The sequence below is a fragment of the Streptomyces sp. NPDC051776 genome (genome assembly GCF_040681345.1).
Lineage (GTDB): Bacteria > Actinomycetota > Actinomycetes > Streptomycetales > Streptomycetaceae > Streptomyces.
On the sequence record NZ_JBFAYQ010000013.1, the window covers coordinates 75,577 to 97,678 of the forward strand.

At 72.7% G+C, this 22,102-nt stretch carries 18 protein-coding genes; 9 read left to right on the plus strand and 9 right to left on the minus strand.

Features of this window, described 5'->3' with window-relative positions:
- Positions 1 to 82 precede the first annotated feature (82 nt).
- The 4 genes from AB0M26_RS13345 to AB0M26_RS13360 all read right to left on the minus strand — a co-directional run bounded on the left by AB0M26_RS13345 (position 83) and on the right by AB0M26_RS13360 (position 8,105).
- Complete coding sequence (locus tag AB0M26_RS13345) at positions 83 to 4,843, minus strand: alpha-(1->3)-arabinofuranosyltransferase family protein (protein WP_365259223.1); 4,761 nt, start codon at positions 4,841 to 4,843, stop codon at positions 83 to 85.
- On the minus strand, positions 4,840 to 5,589 hold the full coding sequence (locus tag AB0M26_RS13350; RefSeq protein ID WP_365259226.1) for a class I SAM-dependent methyltransferase: 750 nt from the start codon (positions 5,587 to 5,589) through the stop codon (positions 4,840 to 4,842). Before AB0M26_RS13350 ends, AB0M26_RS13345 begins: the two co-directional genes overlap by 4 nt.
- The gene (locus AB0M26_RS13355; protein ID WP_365259229.1) at positions 5,586 to 6,773 is read right to left on the minus strand and encodes a glycosyltransferase family 4 protein; all 1,188 of its coding nucleotides are present in this window, start codon (positions 6,771 to 6,773) and stop codon (positions 5,586 to 5,588) included. The genes AB0M26_RS13350 and AB0M26_RS13355 overlap by 4 nt, the downstream gene beginning before the upstream one ends.
- Before the next feature lie 159 nt (positions 6,774 to 6,932).
- Complete coding sequence (locus tag AB0M26_RS13360; protein WP_365259232.1) at positions 6,933 to 8,105, minus strand: DUF3068 domain-containing protein; 1,173 nt, start codon at positions 8,103 to 8,105, stop codon at positions 6,933 to 6,935.
- Positions 8,106 to 8,281: 176 nt separating this feature from the next.
- Between AB0M26_RS13360 and AB0M26_RS13365 the strand changes: the two genes are divergently transcribed.
- The 3 genes from AB0M26_RS13365 (at position 8,282) to AB0M26_RS13375 (ending at position 10,824) form a co-directional block, all read left to right on the plus strand.
- Complete coding sequence (locus AB0M26_RS13365; protein ID WP_365259234.1) at positions 8,282 to 8,473, plus strand: hypothetical protein; 192 nt, start codon at positions 8,282 to 8,284, stop codon at positions 8,471 to 8,473.
- Between the two features lie 3 nt (positions 8,474 to 8,476).
- On the plus strand, positions 8,477 to 9,682 hold the full coding sequence (locus AB0M26_RS13370) for a helix-turn-helix domain-containing protein (protein WP_365259237.1): 1,206 nt from the start codon (positions 8,477 to 8,479) through the stop codon (positions 9,680 to 9,682).
- A 548-nt stretch (positions 9,683 to 10,230) separates the two neighbouring features.
- Positions 10,231 to 10,824, plus strand: a complete 594-nt coding sequence (locus AB0M26_RS13375) for a hypothetical protein (RefSeq protein WP_365259240.1) — start codon at positions 10,231 to 10,233, stop codon at positions 10,822 to 10,824.
- 398 nt (positions 10,825 to 11,222) lie between these two features.
- Here the strand turns inward: AB0M26_RS13375 and AB0M26_RS13380 are convergent, their stop codons facing one another.
- Positions 11,223 to 11,672 (minus strand): MarR family transcriptional regulator, encoded by a 450-nt coding sequence (locus tag AB0M26_RS13380; RefSeq protein ID WP_365259243.1) that lies wholly within the window; start codon positions 11,670 to 11,672, stop codon positions 11,223 to 11,225.
- Between the two features lie 109 nt (positions 11,673 to 11,781).
- Here AB0M26_RS13380 and AB0M26_RS13385 point away from each other — a divergent pair, with 109 nt between their 5' ends.
- Complete coding sequence (locus AB0M26_RS13385) at positions 11,782 to 12,801, plus strand: NADP-dependent oxidoreductase (protein ID WP_365259440.1); 1,020 nt, start codon at positions 11,782 to 11,784, stop codon at positions 12,799 to 12,801.
- A gap of 314 nt (positions 12,802 to 13,115) precedes the next feature.
- Here AB0M26_RS13385 and AB0M26_RS13390 read toward each other — a convergent pair whose 3' ends face one another.
- Complete coding sequence (locus tag AB0M26_RS13390; RefSeq protein WP_365259246.1) at positions 13,116 to 13,601, minus strand: hypothetical protein; 486 nt, start codon at positions 13,599 to 13,601, stop codon at positions 13,116 to 13,118.
- A 13-nt stretch (positions 13,602 to 13,614) separates the two neighbouring features.
- Positions 13,615 to 14,085, minus strand: coding sequence for a plastocyanin/azurin family copper-binding protein (locus AB0M26_RS13395; protein ID WP_365259249.1), 471 nt, complete (start codon positions 14,083 to 14,085; stop codon positions 13,615 to 13,617).
- Between the two features lie 254 nt (positions 14,086 to 14,339).
- Between AB0M26_RS13395 and AB0M26_RS13400 the strand changes: the two genes are divergently transcribed.
- From AB0M26_RS13400 to AB0M26_RS13415, 4 genes are read left to right on the plus strand one after another with little or no spacing between them, the layout of a single operon-like run.
- Positions 14,340 to 14,930 carry a sigma-70 family RNA polymerase sigma factor gene (locus tag AB0M26_RS13400; RefSeq protein ID WP_365259251.1) on the plus strand — a complete coding sequence of 197 codons (591 nt, stop codon included), beginning with the start codon at positions 14,340 to 14,342 and terminating at the stop codon, positions 14,928 to 14,930.
- A complete protein-coding gene (locus AB0M26_RS13405) occupies positions 14,923 to 15,687 on the plus strand; it encodes a hypothetical protein (protein WP_365259254.1) in 765 nt (254 codons plus the stop codon). The genes AB0M26_RS13400 and AB0M26_RS13405 overlap by 8 nt, the downstream gene beginning before the upstream one ends.
- 17 nt (positions 15,688 to 15,704) lie before the next feature.
- Positions 15,705 to 16,523 (plus strand): EI24 domain-containing protein, encoded by an 819-nt coding sequence (locus AB0M26_RS13410; RefSeq protein ID WP_365259257.1) that lies wholly within the window; start codon positions 15,705 to 15,707, stop codon positions 16,521 to 16,523.
- 15 nt (positions 16,524 to 16,538) lie between these two features.
- On the plus strand, positions 16,539 to 16,829 hold the full coding sequence (locus AB0M26_RS13415) for a hypothetical protein (protein ID WP_365259260.1): 291 nt from the start codon (positions 16,539 to 16,541) through the stop codon (positions 16,827 to 16,829).
- Between the two features lie 61 nt (positions 16,830 to 16,890).
- Here AB0M26_RS13415 and AB0M26_RS13420 read toward each other — a convergent pair whose 3' ends face one another.
- A complete protein-coding gene (locus AB0M26_RS13420) occupies positions 16,891 to 18,108 on the minus strand; it encodes a pyroglutamyl peptidase (RefSeq protein ID WP_365259443.1) in 1,218 nt (405 codons plus the stop codon).
- A gap of 675 nt (positions 18,109 to 18,783) precedes the next feature.
- Positions 18,784 to 19,458, minus strand: coding sequence for a TetR/AcrR family transcriptional regulator (locus tag AB0M26_RS13425; RefSeq protein WP_365259263.1), 675 nt, complete (start codon positions 19,456 to 19,458; stop codon positions 18,784 to 18,786).
- Between the two features lie 126 nt (positions 19,459 to 19,584).
- On the opposite strand from AB0M26_RS13425, the gene AB0M26_RS13430 reads away from it, so the two are divergent.
- A complete protein-coding gene (locus AB0M26_RS13430; RefSeq protein ID WP_365259265.1) occupies positions 19,585 to 22,086 on the plus strand; it encodes a glycoside hydrolase family 3 C-terminal domain-containing protein in 2,502 nt (833 codons plus the stop codon).
- Positions 22,087 to 22,102 lie beyond the last annotated feature (16 nt).

Below are 22,102 nucleotides of genomic sequence, written 5' to 3' on the forward strand. Positions count from 1 at the left end.
GGGCAGGCGCCCTCCGGCTCGTCGGGCGGTCCGCTCCTCCGGTACCAACCGAGCCGCGTGCCACGGGGGTTGGCGGTCCCGGTCATGCGGAGCCCCCGGCGCCGTTCCCGCGTCCCTCGGCGTCCGGGCGGGCCACCCCGCTCCCCGGCCCGCCCGGACCCGAGGTGCCCGGCTGACGCCGGGGCAGCGGGGTGTGCCCGTCCGGACCGCCCGGCGGAAGGGCGCGCCGCGGCAACGGGGCGGGGAGACCGCGCCGGGGAGCGGAACGACGGTCGGACGGGGCGGACGGCGGGTCTTCCCCCGCCGGGCGGATCCGGAACCGGAGGCCGCTCGGCCCCGGTTCCCGGCTGGACCGCGGGTCGGGCGGTGTGCCGCCGGGGCCGCGGGCCATGAGGACCGGCCCTGCCGGATGCTTCGGCGTCGCACCCCTGGGTCGTGAACTCCGGTACAGAGCTGACGGGTTGTCATCGTCCGCTCCCGCTCCCGCTCCCGCTCCCGCTCCCGCTCGCGGACGCCGCGCCGTGGACGGTTCGTCACCCGGCACCTGCGGACGCCGCGCCGTGGACGGTTCGTGGTCCGCGCCCGCCCCGGACCCGCCCCGGGGCACCCCGTCGCCCGGCGCCGCCGTCCCGTGGTCCACGGCCGGGTCCCCTGGGCCGTCACCGGACGTTCCGCGCGCCCGCGCCGCGTCCGGCCGGTCCGCCGTCACCAGCGCCGCCGCGAGCGCCACAACCGCCAGCACCTGCGCGGGAGCGCCGAACGCGCCCTCGCCGGAAGCGACCGGTTCGCCCGCGCCGGCCGCCGCGGCGACGCCCGCGCCCGCCATCGCCACCAGCGCCGTCGGCACCAGAAGGCCTGGCCGCAGCCGGGCAACGACCGCCAGGACGGGAACGACCAGGGCCAACGGGCCCGCGACGGCCGCGAGGACGGCGGTCAGCACCACCGTGCCCAGGAACAGGCCCGGCCCCGGAGGCAGGAGAGCGGAGGTGCCACCCGCCCGGTGCGCCCCGGCAGCGGCCACGGAACCATCCGTGGTGCGCCGGCGTCGGACGAAGGCCAGACCGGCCAGCAGCACGACGCCCGCCGCCCCGCCGATCAGCCCCGCCCGGTACAGCTTCGCCGGCTCGTACTCCAGCCGTACCGTGCCACCCTCGCCCTCGGGGACCAGCCACGCCTGCTGCCAGCCGTCCAGCCGCAGCGGGGTGAGCTCCTTCCCGTCGAGGGTGGCCTTCCAGCCGTCGTTGGCGTTCTCGTACGTCTGGAGGTACGAGGCCCGGCCCGCGCCGACCGTCACCGTGCGGTGGTCACCGCCCCAGTCCCGTACCGTCAGGGACCGGGCGTCTCCGATGACGGCCGGGGTCTCGCCCGTCGACAGGGTGACGTCCGTGAGGGCGAGCGGCCCCGCGTCACCGGCCTCCACGACATGGCGTCCCGCGCCGAGATCGAGACTGCCGTCCTTGGCCGGGCCCGCGCACAATTCCACCTCGATCGGTCGGCGCTCCGTCAGATCCCGTACGGAACCCGACGCCTTGGTCGCGTGCAGGGTGCCGTCCATGGCCAGCGGGGGACCGTCTCCGCAGGGCACCGAGAACGTCGCGTCCGGATCCGGAGCGGGGACCCGCAGGTCGTCGAGCGCGGGGACGTACACCTCGCTCAGCCCGACGGGAAGCTGCAACTGGCCGTCCGCGAGCGGATTGTGGAGCGTCAGCGGCGCCGTGCGGCTGATCGTGATGTCCAGGCGGTCGGTCCTGATGTGGTCGAAGCGGGCCTGGCCGTTTCTGTCCACGCCTGCGGTGGCCGCGCCGTCGGGCGAACTGATCAGCACCTCCTGCGGCTGCGCCGACACGCCACCCGCCGCCGCGAAGACGATCTCGGAGATCTTCTTCTTGCCCGGCCAGCGCAGATGGATGACGGGCCGGTCACCGGCGATCCACGCCGTCGTCAGATCCCGGTCCACCAGGTTCCGCGGGCTCAGCGACAGCCCGGAACGGCTCGTCGAGTCGGCGGTCGCGGTCACCCGGTCGCGCGAGCCGGGTGCGACCCGGTCCAGCAGCCGGTCCAGCGCGTCACCGGGAACGGGCAGAGCGCGGGCGCGGATCCGGTACTCCCCGCCGGAGCCCGTACGGAACTGGCGGTGCAGGCCCACCTCGGCGGTCGCCGGCGCCAGGCCGCCAGGATCGCTGCCCCGGTGCAGTGAGTACACCGTGGACCCTGCGGCTCCGCCGCCCTCGCCCTCCGCGTCGCGCGGCAGGGCGAGCAGCCGGGTCACCTGGACCCCCGGGACCGACACCTCGGAGAAGCCCGCACCCGACAGACCGGGCCTGGCCTCCTGCGCGTCGAGGATCCGGATCCTCAGCCATGTCGCCTTCCCCGCCGGCGCTTTGACGCTCTGTCGGGCGCCGCTGGGCTGGAGCGGGCTGTCCGCGCGTCCCCTGTCGGTCTCCACCCGGATCTGCGTGGGCGCCGCCCGCATCCCGTTGCCCGGCAGTGGGGCCAGCTCGATCGACGCCGGCACCTCGACGGGGGACGAGAAGCCGATACGGAGCCACTGGCCCGCCGTTCTCCCCGGACTGCCCTCGGCCCACGCCGTGTCGGGGTTGCCGTCGAAGGCGTTCACCGGGTCGTACTGCGGGAGGTGGAACAGCCAGTTGCCGCTGCTGGACGCGGTCACGGACCTCGCACCCCGCAGCACGGCGGTCGTCTGGTGCCCGCTGCCGCGCGTGGGCAGGATCTGCCGCGGCTCCCGCCCCGGGTCCTGCAGGCTGTCCGGATGATTCCGCTCCGACTCCGTGTACGTGTAGGAGGTGTTGGAGTTCACCAGGCCGAAGCGGGTGTCCGCGCGCCGCAGTCCGTCGGCCACGGCCCGCACGGGCGGGGTACCGAGCCCGGGGTGGCCGTCCCCGGCGAGCACGGCGGGCCGCTCCCGCATCGCCGGATCCGCGGCGAGACGCAGCAGCGCTTCCGGGCCGCCGCTGACGACGGCTGTGGTGGCGGCCGGTCTCAGCGCGGCCCGCTCCGGCCGGTGCGTGCCCCGTTCCGGACGGTAGATCTCGACCGCCTGCAACCGCGGGAAGAGGCCCTGTACTTGAACCGGGGTGTCGTCGGGGATCCGGCCCGCGGTGATGAGCGGGCCGAAGCCGGCGACCTTGCGGTAGCCCGACGACTCCAGGGTCCGCTTGACCGTCTGCGGCGGCACGTAGCCGATCTGGTCGGGGTCGAGGTCGTTGCGCACCACCACCTCGTACAGTCCGGCGCGCCCCAGGAAGGCGCTCAGGCCCGGGACACGGCCACCACTCGTCAGCGCCTGCTCGACCGCGTCCAGGGCTCGGCGCGAACCCGCGGTCCCGAAGGGGACGTAATCGCGCTGCGCCCACCGGGACTCGGCGAGCACGTCGAGCGGCTGGTCGATCGGCGAGCCCCAGGTGTAGATGCCGTGCGCGGTCGCGGGGACGACGAGCGCGCGGCTGCCGGACGCATGCGTCTTCAGCCAGCCCGCCGCGCTGCTCCAGTACGAGGGCAGCCCGGTGAACGGGCCGGGCTGCAGGATGCTGCCGTTCGCGTACGGCCACGCCAGGCCGGGCAGGACGAGCAGCGCGGCGATCGCCGTGGCGAGGCGGCGGCCGGGCACTGGACGGGCGCCGCGCCGCTCGGCCGCGACCGCGGTCAGATGCGCGAGACCGAGGGCCAGCGCGAGGGCGAGCCCCGGCTGGAACTTGTAGATGTTGCGGAACGGCCCCAGCGGACCGTTCAGCCACTCCCGTACGGTCCCGTGGAAGGGCGCGCCGAACGAACCGCCGTATCCCGCAAGGGAGATGAGCACCACGGCCAGGACGGTCAGCACCAGCCAGCGCCGCTCCGGCAGATCGCGACGGGCCAGTCCCGCGAGCCCGAGCGCGGCCGCGCAGACGGAGCCGAGGATGACGACGAGCGAGGTGGCCACGGACCAGCCGGCGGGCAGCCACGCCTCCCCGAAGTGGAGGTACGCCACCCAGTTGCCCGCCCCGCGCAGCAGCTCGGTCGCGGACATGGTCGCGGTGGTGGTGTCCGCCTGCTCCACATAGGGCATGAAGTTCTCGCCGTACGTGCCGAGGAGCAGCAGCGGCACCACCCACCAGAGCGTCGCGAGCACCACGCCCGGGAGCCACCAGGCCAGCAACGCCCGCTTGCGCGGCCCGCCCGGCCGGCTGAGCAGGTAGAGGCCGACGGGCAGCAGGGAGGCCAGAGTCGAGGCCGCGTTCACACCGCCCATGAACGGGACCAGCAGGGCGGAGCGGGCCGCGGCGATCCGCGGGGCGAGATCCGCCCGGGTCAGCGGCAGCAGCACCCACGGCAGCATCGCGCCCGGCAGGGCGGCGGCGGACGTCGAGCCGATGACGATCGTGAACGTGGGCCACAGCGCGTAGGCGGCTGCCCCCAGCAGCCGGGTCCCCGGCGCGCCCACCCGGAACCGCTCGGCCAGGCGCAGGGAGCCCCAGAATGCGGCCGTCACGACGAGGGAGAGCCACAGCCGCTCGGCGACCCACACCGGAACGTGGACCAGGTCCATCAGCGCGTAGTACGGCAAGGACGGGAAGGCGTAGCCGATGTACTGGTCGGCGATCACACCGAAGCCCGCCCGGTCGTGCCAGAGTTCACCGAGGTCCCCGATGAACCTCAGCGGTTCCAGAGCCACGCCGAGCTTGGTCTCGAACGTCGTTTTCCCCGGGGAGACCGAGCCGAAGGCGATCAGGGCCAGCACCCAGAACGCGGCCAACCAGCCGCGGCCGCAGGGCCGTTCGGGGGCCGGGGGTGGTACGGCGGACGGCGCGGGCGCCTGCGGAGGAACTTGCACGGTGCTGCTCATGGAGACCTCCGGAGGATGAGGAGGAGATTCCAGGTGGCGACCTCGCGCAGTCCCGGAATCCGTGTGACGAGACCCGGCAGGAACGGCCAGTAGCGGGAGCGCGCCGCCAGCACGCTCACATCGTCACGGCCGCGCACATGCCGCAGGACCGGCCCGACGTGGACCGGGAAGAGGTTCTCGCCGACCGTGTGCTTGGCCGGGCGGCCGGTGCGCCGCCGGTAGCGCTTGCGCGCGCGGTCGGCGCCCAGGTAGTGCCACGGTGCGGTCTCATGACCTCCCCAGGGGGAGAGCCAGTTGGTGAAGGAGACATAGACGAGTCCGCCCGGCCGGGTCACCCGCACCATCTCGCTGAGGAAGGTCTGCGGATCGGCCACGTGCTCCAGGACGTTGGAGGAGAAACAGACGTCCGCCGTGCCGTCGGCCAGCGGCAGCAAGTAGCCGTCGGCGACCACCGCACCGTGCGGGAGCCGTCCGCGCGCGGCGAGTTCGGGCAGCGACGGCTCGAACAAGTAGCAGTGGGCGCCCCGGCGCCGGAACTCCTCGGTGAAGTACCCGCTGCCGCCACCGACATCGATGACGACGCTGCCGTGCAGGGGCGCATACCGGGCGACTTGCGCTGCGGCGTCGCGCGCCAGCAGTCCGTAGCACCGCTCGGGATCGTCCTGTTCGCTCAGGAATGCCCGGAAGAGAGCCAGGGATCTGCGCAGGGAAGGGTCCTTGAAGGCGGGCTCGGGCACGGAGCTCACCTCCCGGCGGGTGCGGCTCCAGCGCCTGCCGACGCGTACGCCTCGGCGGCGACGTCGCGGAAGAGGCGGACCGTACGGCTCCACTGGTACCGCGCCGCTCGTTCCGCCGCGGCCCGCCCGATCCCCTCGCGCCGCTCACCGCTGAGCGCGAGCGTGCACCAGGCGGCGGCGAACGAGCTCTCGCCGCGCGCCAGGAGACCGGTCACGCCGTCCTCCACCGAGTCGCGCAGACCGGGAATGTCGAAGCCGATGGCGGGAGTTGCGCGGGCCGCGGCCTCGGTGACCACCAGGCCCCACCCCTCGACCAGCGACGGGTGCAGCAGCAGCCACGCCTCGCACAGCAGCCGGTGCTTGTCGGCCTCGGAGACCCGCCCCGCGAAGACGACATCCGGTCCCGCCATCGCCGTGAGGCGCTCCCGCTCGGGTCCCTCACCGACGATGACGAGCCGTCCGCCGGTGACCGGCCGGACCCGCTCCCACAGCCGCAGCAGCAGGTCGATCCGCTTGTACTCCACGAGGCGTCCCATCGCCAGGAACAGCGGTTCCGGAGCCTTGGGCAGTAGCGGGCCCGGCTCCTCGACGCCGTTGTGGACGATCCTGATCCGCTCCCGCGGGACGCCGAGGGAGCGCAGAGCGGAGGCGGTCGAGCCGGACACGGCGACCATGAGATTGCGACGGTGGGCACCGGCCAGTGCCCAGTGCTCCAGCTTGCGGCCGAGGCGTGCGGCCGGGCGGGGGTAGCGCATCGACCACAGATCGGTGTGGACATGGTTCACCAGGCACAGCGTGGGGCCGCGGTGCCACAGCGGCGCGAGGTACGGCATTCCGTTGCAGACCTCGACGAGCAGGTCGCAGGGGCCGACCTGACGCGCCAACGCCCGCCTGGCGCCCAGGAAGTGACCGGCATCGCCGCCCGCGGACACCACGCGGTAGTCGCGGTACGCGGCCGGTCCGCCGCACACCAGCGTGACCTGGTGGCCGTCCGCGGTGAGGCCGGCGGCGATGCGGTCGACGAGCAGTTCGGAGCCGCCGGCGGCGGGGTTGCCCAGATCGCGGCGGGCGAGGAAGACGATGCGCCGGGGGAACGGGGGCGGGCCCGGCCGGGCGGGGACGATTGCGGCGGGTGGCTGGTCAGCGGCCGGTACGGGGGCGGGCCCGGCCACGGGTGGAACGTGCTGGGGCATGAGCGCTCCAACTCGTCTCAGGGTGCGGAACCTGCGTGGGGGGTTGGCACCTGGGTGGGGGTGGGCCGCCGGCCGCGAGCTGGGGCATTCCGGAGGACCACGGACGGCGGATTGCGCGTGGGAGTGGACAGTTTTCGCCGGTGAGTTCGGTCCGGCTACTCACCGGGATGACAAGTCCGGGCCTTTCAGGGGTGATGAGTCATCACACTGCTCAGCGTCGGGAGAAAGCGGATCAGTGCGCCTCGGCGTGAGCAGGGGCGCGGACCGGGAGCCGCTCGCGGCGCGGCGGGGTCGTCCGCGTGTCACCAGCACCCCGCCGAGAACGGCCAGCAGGGCACCCACCGCGGCGCAGACGGGCGGCAGCGTGTCGTCGATGAGTTCCAGCAGGCCGCTGTCCTCGGAGGCCAGTTCCACCTGCTCGCGCTGCGTGGCCGACGTGAACTCCAGCCGGTCGCTGCGCAGCAGGGTGACCGCGTCGCGTTCGGCGCCGGGGGCGCGCAGCGTCTTCCTCGGGGCGATGACGGCGTTGATGATCCGGCCCGTACGGCGGTCGACGACCAGCTCGATCCCGCCGTTGGAGTACCACTCCTCGGCGAGCACCTGGCCCCGCTTCGGGCGGTCCACGATCCGTCCGGGCACCTGCCGGGTCCCGGTCATCGTCGGCTTCACGGTCCCGGTGTACCGGTAGCCCTCATACCCTCGGACCTTCGCCGTGCCCGCGAAGCGGAGCGGAACCGTGGCGCCCAGCGTGCTGTCCCACCACCGGTATCCGCGTTTGCCGACGTCGAAGGGGAACTTCAGGTACGCGTCGCCCTGGAAGGCGGGCGTCTCGTCGCAGCAGTGCACGGGGCGGTTGGTGCGGCGGTCGGTGACCCAGCGTTCGGTGGTCCACTGGAGCGACCTGCGCGGGTCGTTCAGCGGCAGCGTCCGGGGTGTGTCGATGGCCTGGGAGACGTCCCACACCGCGACGCCACCCCGTTCGCTGTCGGCGACGTCTCCCAGCACCCGCTGGGTGACCGTGATGCGCTGCCCGTGCCGGGTCTTCAGGGCTTCGGCGTCGAAGTAACTCCCTGTGCCCGTCAGGACGGTGGTCACGTTCACATCGACAGGGGTCCGTTTGGCGTGGGGTGCGACGTACGCGTCCAGCAGCGGAGCGAGGACGAGCAGGAAGACGCCGAGTCCCAGGAGGGCGAGCGGAAGCGGGCGCGGGCGCTCGGAGGAGGGACGGCCGGAGGGGACGGTCGAGGAGGGGCGGCCCGACGAGGGACGGGCCGACGAGGGACGGGCCGACGACGAGCGGGCCGACGAGGAGCGGGATGAACGGCGGCGCATAGCGGGCACTCCGTTCGATTACCGGTGGGTTGTGGGGGGTCTATGGGCCGGGAACCGTAGGACGCGCTTGACGGAGTGTCAATGGGCTCCCACACTGGGCGACTACCGGACCGGGCCGGTGCGCGCTGCTGGGTGCAACCTCAACTCCTCATCGGACAGAGAGGCTTGACGAACCCATGCACAGACTGCTCGCTGCCGCCGTGACCTGCGCGGCCGCTGCCGCGCTCGCCGTCGGCACCGCCTTCGGAATAGTCGCCGCACTGGAAGCCGCACCCGAGCAGCCCAACGTGCCGCTGGTGTCCTTCCCCGACGGCCCTCCGTCGCCGTCGCCGGCTCCGCCGCGGCCGACGCGGCAGCCGGGGGAGTGACCCGTGGCCGCGCGCTCCGTCTGGCAGGACGTACCGCGCGTACGGGTACGGCAGTTCGCCGCCCTCGCCGGCGACGGACTCCCGGCTCTGGCCCAGGACATCCTCCATGAGATCCGCCGCGAATTCCCGGGGCTTCCGGTCGTCCTCGACGAGTCGGGCGAGCCGATCGCCCTGATCGGCATCCGCCGGGCACTGGAGCACTTCGTCGAGCATCTGACCGGCGGGACCGATGGACCGAGCATCCATCCCGAGGTCTTCCAGGACTTCGGGCGCGGTGAGGTCCTCCAGGGCCGCAGCCTCGACTCGCTGCAGGCGATCTACCGTCTCGGCGTACGGCTCGCCTGGCGCAGGCTCGCCGAGATCGGACAGAAAGTCGAGATTCCGACACCGGCGATGTACGAGCTCGTGGAAGTCGGATTCGAGTATCTGGACGGGCTGGTGGCCCAGTCCGTACGCGGCTACGCCGAGGCCGTCGCCCGGCAGGCGGGAGAGAGGCTACGGCTCCAGCGCAAGCTCATGGAGCTGTTGCTGACCGACCATCGCGAGGATCCGGCGGACGCGCTCGCGGAGCGCGCCGCCCGTATCGGCTGGCAGCTTCCCTCCCAGGTCGCGGTGGCGGTGCTGCTGCGACCCGCGCGCGAAGCGGTCGCCCCGGCCGTCGGCCACGACGTACTCCTGGACATGGAGTCCGAGCAGCCGCGGATGGTGGTGCCCGAGCCGGACGCGGCCGGGCGGTCCGAACTCCTGCGCCGCGCGACGGCGGGGTGGTCGGGGGCGATCGGACCGCCCGTCCCTCTGGCCGAGGCGGCCAAGTCGCTGCATTGGGCTGAGACCGCGGTACGGCTGATGGAGCGCGGCCTGCTGCCCTCCGGCCAGGTGATGCACTGCACCGAGCACACCGAGGCGCTGGTGCTGCTGCCGCCGGAAGAACTGGTCGAGGACCTGGCGCGGCGCCGTCTCGCGCCACTGACCGCGTGCGGGCCCGCGCATGGGCGACGGCTGGCCAAAACCTTGCTGGCCTGGCTGGAGACGCGCGGCGGCGCACCGGAGGTTGCGGCGCGTCTGGGGGTGCACCCCCAGACGGTTCGCTACCGGCTGCGGCAGATCCGTGAACTGTGGGGCTCGGACGTGGACGATCCCGACCGCCGCTTCGAGCTGGAACTCGTCCTGCGCGCCCAGCGGTTACGGGGCGACCTGCAAGACTTCTGACAGGCCCAGGCCGTCCCTGCGGCCGGTCGCGGCAGGGTCCGGACGGATGTCTGCCCGGCCCGGATCGGTGAACCGGGCGTAGCAGGGACACGCTCAGCGACACGCCTGCCTCCCGAGTCCAGACCGACAGCGTCGATCGGCGCTCGACCGAAACATGGGCATTCCTGGGCAAGGGGGCGGTCTGCCTGAACTGTTCAGCGGGTTCAGACACCGGCGGGTTCTGCCCGGTGACCCGGATCCAGGTGAGTGGTCAGGATGTGTAGCGGTCAGGGTGTGTAGCGGTCAGGGTATGTGCGGACGGGTCGGACCGGGGCCTCGGACGCCGATGCCGCCCTTGCGATCGTGATCCAGGGGCTCGAGGCGATCGGCCCGTTCTGTCTGCATCCGTCTGCCCGGCGCGCGGTCCGACACCGAATCCTCACACGACGCCGATGTCTTCGTTACCGAAGAGGCCATAACCTGCCGTCGACATGGACTACTGCTCTTTCTGCCGACGACACCTCAATGGGGCGCTGTCCTGCCCAGGGTGCGGCAGGTTCATGGAGGGCATGGCCCCTCCGCACGTCCCGTCCGCGGAAGATGAGGAGTCCATACCCGAGACCCGCTCCCCGGCGCCCGCGGGCCGACGGGCGCAACACCGCCGCAAGGCCCGGGCCCGCAGAGCCGCACCACGCGGTCGCCGTGCCCGCCGTACCCGCCGCGGCCCCCGCCTCGTCGTCGTCAGCGGCGCCGTGCTCGGGTTCACGCTCGTCGGGCTGACTGTCGCCGAAGTCGCCACGGAGGGAGCCCTGTCCACCTCTCTCACGGAGGGCGAGTCCTCGGCGGCGGTGTCCGAGGACGGGAAGGGCGTCGGCGCCGACGCCACCGGCAGCGCGAGCCCCTCCGAGAGCGACGCGGCCAGTGCCTCCCCGTCCAGCAGCGAGAGCGCGGACGGCAAGGACAAGAAGAAGGCCAAGAAGTCGCCGAAGCCCAGCGCCTCCTCGGACGGCTCCACCGCCACGGCCACGGGCGAGGCCTCGGCACCGCCTCCTCAGCCTCGGTCCACGCAGCCCCGGAACCCGGCCCCTCGACCGACAAGCTCCAGCGCGCCGCCGCCGGATCCCCGGCCCACGTGCACCCGCTTCCTCTGGTTCTGCGCCTGAGCCCCGCGCCCGCCCCTGCGTACCTGCATCCCGTTACGTACCTGCACGGGGCGCTGCCGCTGTCCCGCTCTCCCGCTCTCCCGCGCCTGGACTCGGTTCGCGCGGACCTGAGGTGCGGGATGCCGGTCGTGAGCCCGGCAAGCGCCCGCACATGGCGTGCGGAGCGCGGCGCCTGACGTTCCGGAAGCCGGCGCTGGTGAGCACGGGGCCTGGGACGTACGGGGCCCTGGTACGCGGGGCCCTCGTATACGGGGCCGTGACGTACGGGGCCCTGGTATGCGGGGCTGGTGATGTACGGAGGTTGCACCACCTGTGACGTACGGGTCCTGTGACGTACGGAGGTTGCACCACCTGTGACGTACGGGTTGTGGCGGCGAGGGAGGCGGCGGGTCCAGGCCTCAGCCTGCCGTCCCGGCCGCCCCGGTGCCGTCGCCCAGCATTCTGCGCAGCAGATCCCGCAACATCGTCCGCTCGACCGTCGTCAGTTCGGCGAGCGGCTCGCGCGCGAAGTCCAGTGCGTCGCCCAGCCGTGAGGCGGTCTCGCGCCCCTCGTCCGTCGGGGCCGCAAGCTTGACGCGGCGGTCGGCCGGGTCGGGGCGCCGCTCCACGAGCCCGCGCGCCTCCAGCCGGTCGACGATGCCCGTCACATTCGACGGCTCGCACTTCAGGCGCTGCGCTATCCGGCGCATGGGCATCGGCTCATGGGAGAGGAGTCCCAGCACTCGTGCCTGCGCTCCGGTGAGGGAGTGCTGGGCGGCCGCGTCCTCGTACTCCTCGTAGTAGCGCGCCACGACGGTACCGATGAGCTCGACGACTTCGAGGGTCAGGGGATCGGGGCGTGGGGCCATGGCAGCCAGGGTACCTCGTTACTTGACAACATGAAACATACAGACGCATGATTGTTTCAGTTCATGAAACATTGCCGCGGTGAAACTGCGGCTGGAGGAGGACCTCACGATGTCCGAACTGCCGAAGACCGGCCGGGAATGGCACCTCACGGCTCGCCCGCACGGCTGGCCGAAGCCCGGGGACTTCGCCCTGCGCGAAGCCGAGATCCCGGCCCCCGGTCCCGGTCAGATCCTGGTCCGCAACACTCACATGTCCGTGGACCCGTACATGCGCGGCCGGATGAACGACGTGAAGTCCTACGTGCCGCCGTTCCAGCTCGACAAGCCCATGGAAGGCGGCGCGGTCGGGGAGGTCCTGGCCTCGAACTCCGACGAGGCCGCCATCGGCGACCACGTCCTGCACGGTCTCGGCTGGCGTGAGTACGCGGTGCTGGACGCCCGGCACGCGACGAAGGTGGACCCCGGCCTCGCCCCCCTTCCGGCCTACCTCGGCGTCCTGGGCATGACCGGTCTCACCGCCTACGCGGGCCTGCTGGAGGTCGCCTCCTTCAAGGAGGGCGACGCGGTCTTCGTCTCCGGCGCGGCCGGTGCGGTCGGCAGCCAGGTCGGCCAGATCGCCAGACTCAAGGGCGCGTCGCGGGTCATCGGCAGCGCGGGCTCCGACGAGAAGGTCAAGCTGCTCGTCGAGGAGTACGGCTTCGACGCCGCCTTCAACTACAAGAACGGCCCGGTGGAGGAGCAGCTCAAGGGGGCAGCTGCCGACGGCATCGACGTCTACTTCGACAACGTCGGCGGCGATCACCTCGAGGCGGCGATCGCCACGCTCAACGTCCATGGGCGCGCCGCCATCTGCGGAATGATCGCGCAGTACAACACGACAGAGCCGACCCCCGCGCCGCGAAACCTCGCCCTGGTCATCGGCAAGCGGCTCCGGCTGCAGGGCATGCTCGTGCGCGACCACGCGGCGCTCCAGCCGGAGTTCGTGCGCGAGGTCTCCGGCTGGATCCGCTCCGGCGAGCTCAAGTACCGGGAGACGGTGGTGGCGGGGATCGACCACGCTGTGGACGCGTTCCTCGGCATGCTCCGCGGTGAGAACGTGGGCAAGATGATCGTCTCGTTCGGCGACTGACCAATCGGCTGACCGGCTGACCGAGCCCGCTGACCGGCTGGCCCGCCGGTCGGCCGATGGATCCCGACCGGCCCAACGGCCCTCGCACGCGGGGCCGTTGGGCCCAGTGGTTCACGCGGGCCGTACCCGCGAAGTGCCGGCGACGGGCCGCCGCCCTCGCCACGACGACGGCCCCCGGCACCATGTCCGCTGCCCCCGCCCGACCACGGCCTCAGCGCCCCGACGGTACCCGCCGGGTCCCGACCACACGCCGGGTCGCGACCGCATGTGCTGGGGCCCGACCGCATCCGCCGCGCCTCGACCGCACCGTCGCGCTATGGCCGCGGCCTCCCGCGCCCGGGTGCGCGGGAGGCCGCGGTCGGCGCACCGCCGCCGGCGGGTCCCATGGGGGCGGCGGTGCGTGCGGTGGTGGCCCGCGCGAGACGGGCCATCGGCGCCATCGCGGCCAGCGCGACCGTGCCCGCAGATTCGACGGCGAGGGTCGTCGTCACCCACGGGGCGTCGACCGACTCGGTGAAGCCGAAAAGACCGGTGGTCAGACTGAGCGCCAGCGCGCCCAGCGTCCCCGCCGTGAACAGCGCCCCGAGCGCGGCGACCCACGACAGGAGTCGGACGGCGGTGACCAACAGGGCCACGGCCAGCAGCCCGCCCACCACCGCGTTGATCAGGAACAACTCGCCGATCGTGGCCAGGTTCCCGTAGCCCTCGCTCCACAGGTACGCATGGATCCCGGCCATCGCCGCGGTCAGCCCCGTACCCGTGAGCCGTAGAGCGACGAGCGTGCCGGCGACGATACGCATCACAGCATCACCCTCAGTAGCCCACGCCGCCGCCCGACGTACCCGAACCACCCGAGTCGCCCACGGTGATCTGGGTCCGCATACCCAGGTCGGCGTGCGAGTCGACGGGACAGTAGACCTTGTACGTGCCCTTCTTCAGCGTCATGTTCAGGTCGGCCGTCTGCCCGGGCATGAGCGTCTTCGTCTTCTGCTCGCCTCCGGGCCCCTCGACCTCCAGCGCGTGCTCGTGGGTGCCGCTGTTCTTGGCCACGAAGGTGTAATCCCCTGCCGTGAACGTCTTCTTCGACAGCGCCAGCGTGAAGTCCTTCATGTCCACATTTACCCGTGTCGCTGTCTTGTCGCCGTTGCCGGACGACGGGGACGTGGTGTCAGAGCCACCGCCTCCGCCGTAGCCGCCGCCCCCGCACGCGACGAGGACGCCCGCCAGCACCCCTCCCGCGACCCCCAGCGCGGCACCTCTCCCGATCTTCACCATCCTGGCCATGGCTCTGCCTCCCGCGAGCGCGCCGGCTGCCCCCGCCGCCGGCCGCCCTGTCCTGGCTCCCGGCCCTGCGGCTGTCCTGCCAGTGGTTACGCATGAGCCGCGCCCCGGGATTGGCCGCACGCCGCGCAGCACGAGCGGATCGGCCCCGGCCCGCTGGGCGAGCAGGAGCGCCAGGGTGAGAATGGAGAGTGTGGCATCCACGCCGGGCGACTGGATGCGCAATCCCTCCGCCCGGCCCGGCCGTATCGAGTGACATGAGGATGGGCCTTCCTCTGGGCCGAGCCGCAGACGAAACTCTGCTGGCCGGACTCACGACCGGCGACCCCGAGATCGCCGTCGCCTTTGTGCGCCGCTTCCAGCGCACGGTCTTCGGGGTCGCCATCGCCGTCGTCGGTGACCCCCAGCTCGCCGAGGACATCTCCCAGCAGACCTTCGAACGGGCATGGCGGCACGCGCAGATGTACGACTCACGACGTGGCTCGGTGAAGACTTGGCTCACGACCATCGCGCACAACCTGGCGATCGACGCCGTCCGCGCCCGCCGGTCCACCCCCGTCGCCCCCGAGGACCTCGACTCCCTCCTCGACATCGTGGGGACCGAGACTCCCGAGCAGCACGTCGTCGCCGCCGAATCCGCCCGCCGCATCCGGACGGCGCTGGCCGCTCTCCCACGCGAGCAGGCCCGTGCCCTGGCGATGGCCGGCATTTACGGGATGACCGCCCAGCAGGTCGCGGAGTCCGAGCACATCCCCCTGGGCACGGCCAAGACGCGGATCAGGGCCGGCATGGCGAAACTGCGCACCGCCCTCGCGGCGGCCGAACCGAGGCGAGCCGGCCATGAATGACCGTGCGGGCCGCTACGACGACCGCGCCCGCGGCCAGGGCGTGACGTGCGAGGAGCTGCGAAACGGCCTCGGCACCGAACTGGCCCTGGGCATCCTTCCCGCTCAGGAGCGGGGCGCGGCGATTGCCCACCTGGACCACTGCCCCGGCTGCCGCGAGCACATCGAGCAGCTCACGCTGGCCGCCGACGGCCTGCTGGGACTGCTGCCCGGAAGCGAGCCCCCCGTCGGCTTCGAGAAGCGCGTCCTCGGCCGACTCGAGGTCCCGGGGAAACGGCAGCGCCTGCAGCGGAGGCGCCACCGGCTCCGGCTCGCCGCCGCGGCCGCCGCCATCGCCGCCGCCTTCGGTTTCGGCGGCTGGGCGATCGGTGCCGCCACCGTCGGTTCCCCCACCCCCACCGCCTCCGCCCCCTCCACCCAACACGCTCTGCTCCAGGCCGACTTGACCAGCAGTGGGCAACGCGTCGGCGAGATCTTCGCGCATCCCGGATCGCCCGGATGGATCTACATGTCGGTCGACCTCGACGACTACGACAGCTCCGGCTACGGCCAGGCGCCGACCCCGACCGGCAAGGTCACCTGCCAGCTCGCGCGCACCGACGGCACCACGACGGACGTCGGCACGTACACGCTCAAGGACGGCCACGGTTACTGGGGCGGCCCGGCGCCCGTCGACGCCGACACCGTCTCCGGTGCCCGCCTGGTCGCCGAGGACGGCGCGGTGCTCGCCACCGCACACTTCGACGCGGCGGGCCGCTGACAATTAGGCTGCCCCCCATGGGCGACCTCGGGCTCGGTATCCGCTATTTCGTCGACGGGCAGCGCTGGGTGGCCCGGCACGGCCGCTGGTGGGGATTCGGGCTGCTGCCCGGGCTCATCACCCTCGTGCTGTACGTCGCCGCGCTCATCGGCCTGGGCTTCTGGGCGGACGACCTGACCACCTGGGCCACGCCGTTCGCCGATGACTGGGGCTCGCCCTGGCAGGGCATCTTCCGTGGCTTCCTCACCGCCCTCGTCTTCGCCTTCGGCCTGCTGCTCGCCGTCATCTCGTTCACCGCGGTGACCCTGCTCATCGGCCAGCCCTTCTACGAGTCGCTGTCCGAGCAGGTCGACATCTCCGAGGACGGCTTCGCCCCCGAGTCCGGACTGCGGCTCTGGCGCGAGCTGTTGATCTCCGCCGTCGACAGTCTGTCGGTTCTGGCGCGGGTCGCTCTCTACGGTGTGCTGCTCTTCGCCCTCGGGTTCCTCCCCCTCATCGGCCAGACCGTCGTCCCGGTCATCGGAATCTGTGTCTCCGGCTTCTTCCTGACGGAGGAGCTCACCGCTGTCGCCCTCCAGCGCCGCGGCTTCCGCCTGACGCCGCGACTGGCCCTGCTCCGCCGGCGCCGCATGCTGACCCTCGGGTTCGGTGTTCCGCTGGCGCTGCTCTTCGTCGTCCCCGTCGCCGCGGTCTTCCTCATGCCCGGAGCCGTTGCGGGGGCCACGCTCCTTTCCCGCGACCTCGTGGGCCAGGACGACCGGCCCGACGAAGAGACCGGGGATGGCGGCACCCCGGACGCCCTGACCGCCAAGCCGCCGACACCGTTCCAGGGCTAGCCTGCGCGTACGACCATGCGCCTCCTCCTCGTGGCCGCCGCGCTCGCGGCCACGAACACGCTCACCAACCGCCTGCCGGAAGTCTGGTACGTCCCGCTGTGCGTGGTGGTCTCAGCCCTCCTCCTCGCCCTCGCCCGCTGGGACGGCATCAGCTGGTCCGACCTGGGGCTGGGCCGCGACACCGTCCGCCGCGGCCTGCGCTGGTGTGAACTGCGCCGCCGCTCCGGCAGCTTGATCGCCCCGGCCTCACTCCACTGCGCCCTCAACGGCGCGGGCTATGTGCTCGCCTGGCTGGCCGCCACATAGCCGAGCCGGCCCAGAGCACCCCAGCTCAACGCTCGGTTGTGCCGGCCGCCGGGGCGGCGCGTCAGCCCCGGGGCAGGGTGCCCGCCCCCGTGCGTATCACCGCCCGCACCTGCTCGGTGATCGCCAGCCGGTTCCGTATGAAGTCCGGATCCTCTGGCCGACCGGTGGCAGGATCGGTGTTGCCCTCGCCGAACTGCAGTACAGGCGTGTGGAGATGGCCCCCGGGGACGGCTTGCCCAAGCGCGTCGCGCAGCAAGGTCGCCCGATAGGCGATCTCGTTCGAGAGGTAGTCGCCTCCGCCGCCCGCACGCGCCGTCGAACCCTCGGTCGGCCCGTCGGGCCGGTCCACCGGCTCCGTCGCACCGGCCGGTATTTCGGTGACGACCCTGTTGTCGTTCACGGGGAAGGCACCGGTGTCCGCGTCCACGATCTCCCGGTACGGCAGGCTGGTCGTCGTCCACTGCGGCTGTGGCTCCACGGTCGGGAGGCCGTCCGGCACCGGCACGGTCTCCGTGCGTGACACATTCACGTTGTCCGGATAGCCGCCGCGCCAGGCCCCGTTGAAGCGTTCGACGTCGAAGCGCCCTACCCGGCCCTGGCTGACCGTGGTGAACATGTCCACCCGTCGCGGCCCGTTCCTGAAGTGCGGAAGCAGCGTGTGCTCCACCGTCCCCTCCGCGAAGTCCCCCCAGCGCACCGGGAAGACCGCGGTCTCGATTCGCGCGGGCCCCGAAGCCGTACGGACGGTGGTCCCGTCGAGCGCGAGCGCGGCCGCCCCCGACGGATTGCTGCGGCGAATGTCCGCGTCCAACTGGAACGGGTCGAACCCGGTGACCACGATCCGCTTCACCTGCCGCCCCGCCGGCAGATCGATGGAGTCCTGTCCGCGCGAGGTGCGCTCGAGGCGGGCGATCAGCGCCGCGCGGCGCGCGTCGGGCAGATCGAAGGAAGGAGACCACTCCCGCAGCGCCTTGCTCATGCCCAGCCGTGCCCAGTACAGCGGCCGATCGTCACCCCGGCTCAGATCCTCGCCCGCGGGCCCGCGGCCCTGCACTCGGTCGACCGCCCGCTCCCAGAGTCGCGCTCCGGAACGGCCGGTGAGCCGAGCGGCCTCGCGATAGGAACCCGCGCCGTCCAGTGCCCGCCCGAACTCCGGCGCCACCGCGTCGAATCCGCTGCGCCGCAGAATCTCCTGCGGCGTCTCCTTCGCCAGCCGCTGCTCCTCTACCGTGAGCGCAGTCGCCCCCGCAGGCGGGTCAGCGGGGGCGGCCGAAGCCATGGGTGTGCAGAGCGCCAGTACGGCACCGGTACCGAGCAGAACCTTGCGGGCGTCCGTCCATCTCATGGCTGGTGTCTCCTCCAACTCCGAAGTGGGACGAGGACGACTCCACCACACCGCCTCAACCCCCGTCACCACCTGTGGATAACCACGCGACCACGAGCAACCGGCGCGTCCGGCCCTATGAACCCCGGACATCGGCCCGGTACCGCATGTCCCCCCACCACCCCGCGCCCGGCACGGGCGTGGCGGCGACCGCCGGCCCCCACTAGGGGAGGCCGGGCCCGAGTGCACGTCCTCCGCACTGCCCGAGGACGCGCCGAGTTCGGCCGCTGCCGCCGAGGCGGAGTCCGGCACCACCGCGTACTCGCCCGAGGAGGCGCCGAGTTCGGCCGCCGTCGCCAGGACCACCGAAGTACGCGAGGAGCGCGTCGGCGTGGCGGCGGCTGTCGCGACGATGGCGCCGGGCGCCAAGGCCGACACCGGCGTCGACCGCGGACGCCCCCGCTAGGCTGTGATCATCAGAGGTTGTGCTGACTTCCGAGGGGCGTGCGGTGGCCGAGCGCAGGTCCCTGCCCGCGGGCTTCTCACCACCACCGTGCCGGCCGCCGGGTGCACCACACGCGTGCGCCGATGGCGGAGCTTCGCCCCGTTTTCCCCACAGCGCCCTGGAGTTCAGCCGTCCGCGCCGCCGTCGGCCGCGTCCCTGTCGGCCCCGCCACGCTTGTCCCCGCCCCCGTCGCCCGCGCCCTGCCGGAACAGTGAGACCAGGGCACGGAATGCCGCAGGCATGTCCACCCGGTCCGGGTCCAGCAGCCACTGGAACTGCATCCCGTCCATCACCGCCACCATCAGCGGTGCCGCCTCGTCCGGTGTGAGGCCCCCGGGCAGCCGGTCGCCGAACTCGCTGCGCAGCGTGGTGGCCATCCCCTCGCGCACCGATACGTAGCGGCGCCGGAAGAAGTCCTGCGCCGGGTGAACCTCGGTGACGCTCTCGCCGAGCAGGGCGGAGAAGGTCTGCACGATGCCCGGCCGCGTCGCGTTGTACTCGACGAGCGAGGTGTAGAGATCCAGCGGCCACGGCTCTCCGCCGGGCGCCGCGGCGCGCTGGGTGTCCCAGTCGTCCCGCGCTTCGAGTACCGCGATGAGCAGGGCCTCCTTGGTGGGGAAGTAGTGCAGCAGCCCCTGCTGGGTGAGGCCCACCCGGTCGGCGACCGCACTGAGTGACGCCCCGCGGTATCCGCGCTCGGCGATGACGGCCATGGTGGCTCGCAGGATCGACTCGCGCCGTTCCTCCCCGCGAGCCTCACGCCCGCTGCCACGCCTTCCCGGCTGCCACTGCTCCGCCACGCGCCCGAGCCTAGCCTCCGCATGAAGATAACGAAATGAAGACGACACCTACCGCTCACACGGTGTGCGAGGTCAGGATGGCGTGCGTCAACCCCGACGAAACGGACCACCCCGAGGAGGTCGACAGTGGCCACGCAGGACGCGGCAGACACCCCGGCACCGGGCACAGACGGCGACGCGGCGCGCGAGGCCGCCGTCGAGACCGCCCTCGCCAAGCTGGACCTGGACGCCAAGGCCCGGCTGCTCGCAGGTCAGGACACCTGGTCCCTGCCCGCGCTGCCCCAGATCGGTCTGAGGTCACTCGTCATGTCCGACGGGCCCGTCGGGGTACGCGGAGTGCGCTGGACCGCCGCCGATCCCTCCGTCGTCCTCCCCAGCCCCACCGCTCTCGCCGCGACCTGGGACCCGGCGCTCGCCCGCCGCGCGGGTCGGCTCCTCGCCCAGGAGGCCCGCCGCAAGGGCGTGCACGCCCTCCTCGCTCCCACCGTCAACCTGCACCGTTCGCCGCTCGGGGGCCGCCACTTCGAGTGCTACTCCGAAGATCCGTACCTCACGACTCGCATCGGCACCGGCTATGTGCGGGGCGTGCAGGACGGCGGCGTGGGCACCACCCTGAAGCACTTCGTCGGCAACGACGCCGAGACCGAGCGCTTCACCGTGAACAACACGATCCCGCCGCGCGCCCTCCGCGAGCTCTACCTCGCCCCCTTCGAGGCCATCGTCCGCGACGCCAGCCCCTGGGGCGTCATGTCCGCCTACAACGGCGTCAACGGATCCACCATGACCCAGCACGCCTCGCTCCAACTCGGCGTCCTGCGCGGCGAGTGGGGCTACGACGGCGTCATCGTCTCCGACTGGATGGCCACCCGCGACACCACCAGAGCCCTGAACGGCGGGCTGGACGTGGCCATGCCCGGCCCCCGCACCGTCTACGGCCAGGCCCTCGCCACCGCCGTACGGGAAGGCCGCGCCGAGGAGTGCGCCGTCGACGCCGCCGTACGGAACGTACTCCGGCTCGCCGCCCGTACCGGCGTGCTCGACGCCGCCCCGCCCGCCGTCGCCCCCGCAGACCTCCCCGCCACCGTCGACGGCGACGCCCTCGCGCGCGAAATCGCCCATCGCTCCTTCGTCCTCGTCCGCAACGAGCGCGGGACGCTGCCGATCGACCCCGCCGGCGTCAGCAGCGTCGCCGTCATCGGTGCCGCCGCCCGCGACGCCCGGATCCTGGGCGGCGGCTCCGCCGAGGTCTTCCCTGCCCACATCGTCTCCCCGCTCGACGGGCTGCGGGCCGCCCTCCCGGAGAGCGTCGCGGTCCACCACGCCGTGGGCGCCGACCCGAGCGACGAACCGGCCGTCGCGGGCCAGGGGTTCGAGCTGCGCGCCGTCTGCCGGGACGTCTCGGGCCGCCAACTCGGGAGCGAGCCGCTGCCCAGCGGCCTGGTGCAGTGGCTCGGCGACTTTCCCGACGGGGTCAGCTTCGAGGACCTGCACACCGTCGAGATCACCGGCACCTTCACCGCGCGCGAGAGCGGCGTACACGCCTTCGGTACCCGCGGGCTCGGCGGCCTCGCGCTCACAGTCGGCGGCCGGCTGCTCTTCGAGGGCATCGAGGAACCCGCCGACGAGGGCGATCCCTTTGAAGCATTCCAGGGCACCGCTGTCCCGCGCGGCGAAGTGGAGCTGACGGCGGGTGAGTCGGTTGAGGTCTCACTGATCTGCACGGTCGCCAAACTCCCCGAGGCGCCCATGTCCGCGGTCGCCTGCGCCTTGGTCCACAGGGACCCTGTACGCGACCCCGAGGCGCTCATGGAGGAGGCTGTCGCCGCCGCCTCCGTCGCCGACACCGCCGTCGTGGTCGTCGCCACCACCGAGCGTGTGGAGAGCGAGGGCTTCGACCGCACGAGCCTCGCGCTCCCCGGCCGCCAGGACGAACTCGTACGCCGCGTCGCCGCAGTAGCGCCCCGCACGGTCGTCGTCGTCAACTCCGGCTCCCCGGTGGAACTTCCGTGGCGCGACGAGGTCGACGCCGTCCTGCTCGGCTGGTTCCCCGGACAGGAAGCGGGCGCGGCCCTCGCGGACGTCCTGCTCGGCGACGAGGAACCGGGCGGCCGGCTGCCCACCACATGGCCGGTCGCCCTGACCGATGCCCCGGTCACGCAGGTCGAGCCCGACGACGGCGAACTCGTCTACGAGGAGGGCGTGTTCATCGGCTACCGCGCCTGGGAGAAGACCGGCCGCACCCCCGCCTACCCCTTCGGCCACGGCCTCGGTTACACCACCTGGGACTACGACAGTCTCGACCTTTCCACGACCGACGCCACCGCCACCGTCCGCCTGCGCAACACCGGAACGCGCCACGGTCGCGAAGTCGTCCAGATCTACCTTGCGCCGGGCAGCGGCGGCCCCGGCCTGCCGGAGCGGCCCGCCCGCTGGCTCGCGGGCTTCGCCACCGTCGAAGCCGCGCCGGGCGAGACCGTCAGCGCCGACATCCCGCTGCCGCGCCGCGCGTTCGAGATCTGGGACGAGAAGACGGACGCCTGGCGCCTCATCTCCGGCACGTACGTGGTGGAGGCGGCGCACTCCATCGCCGACCGGCGGCTTCGCGCCCGCCTGCACGTGGAGCGGTGACGGCGGGACGAGCGGC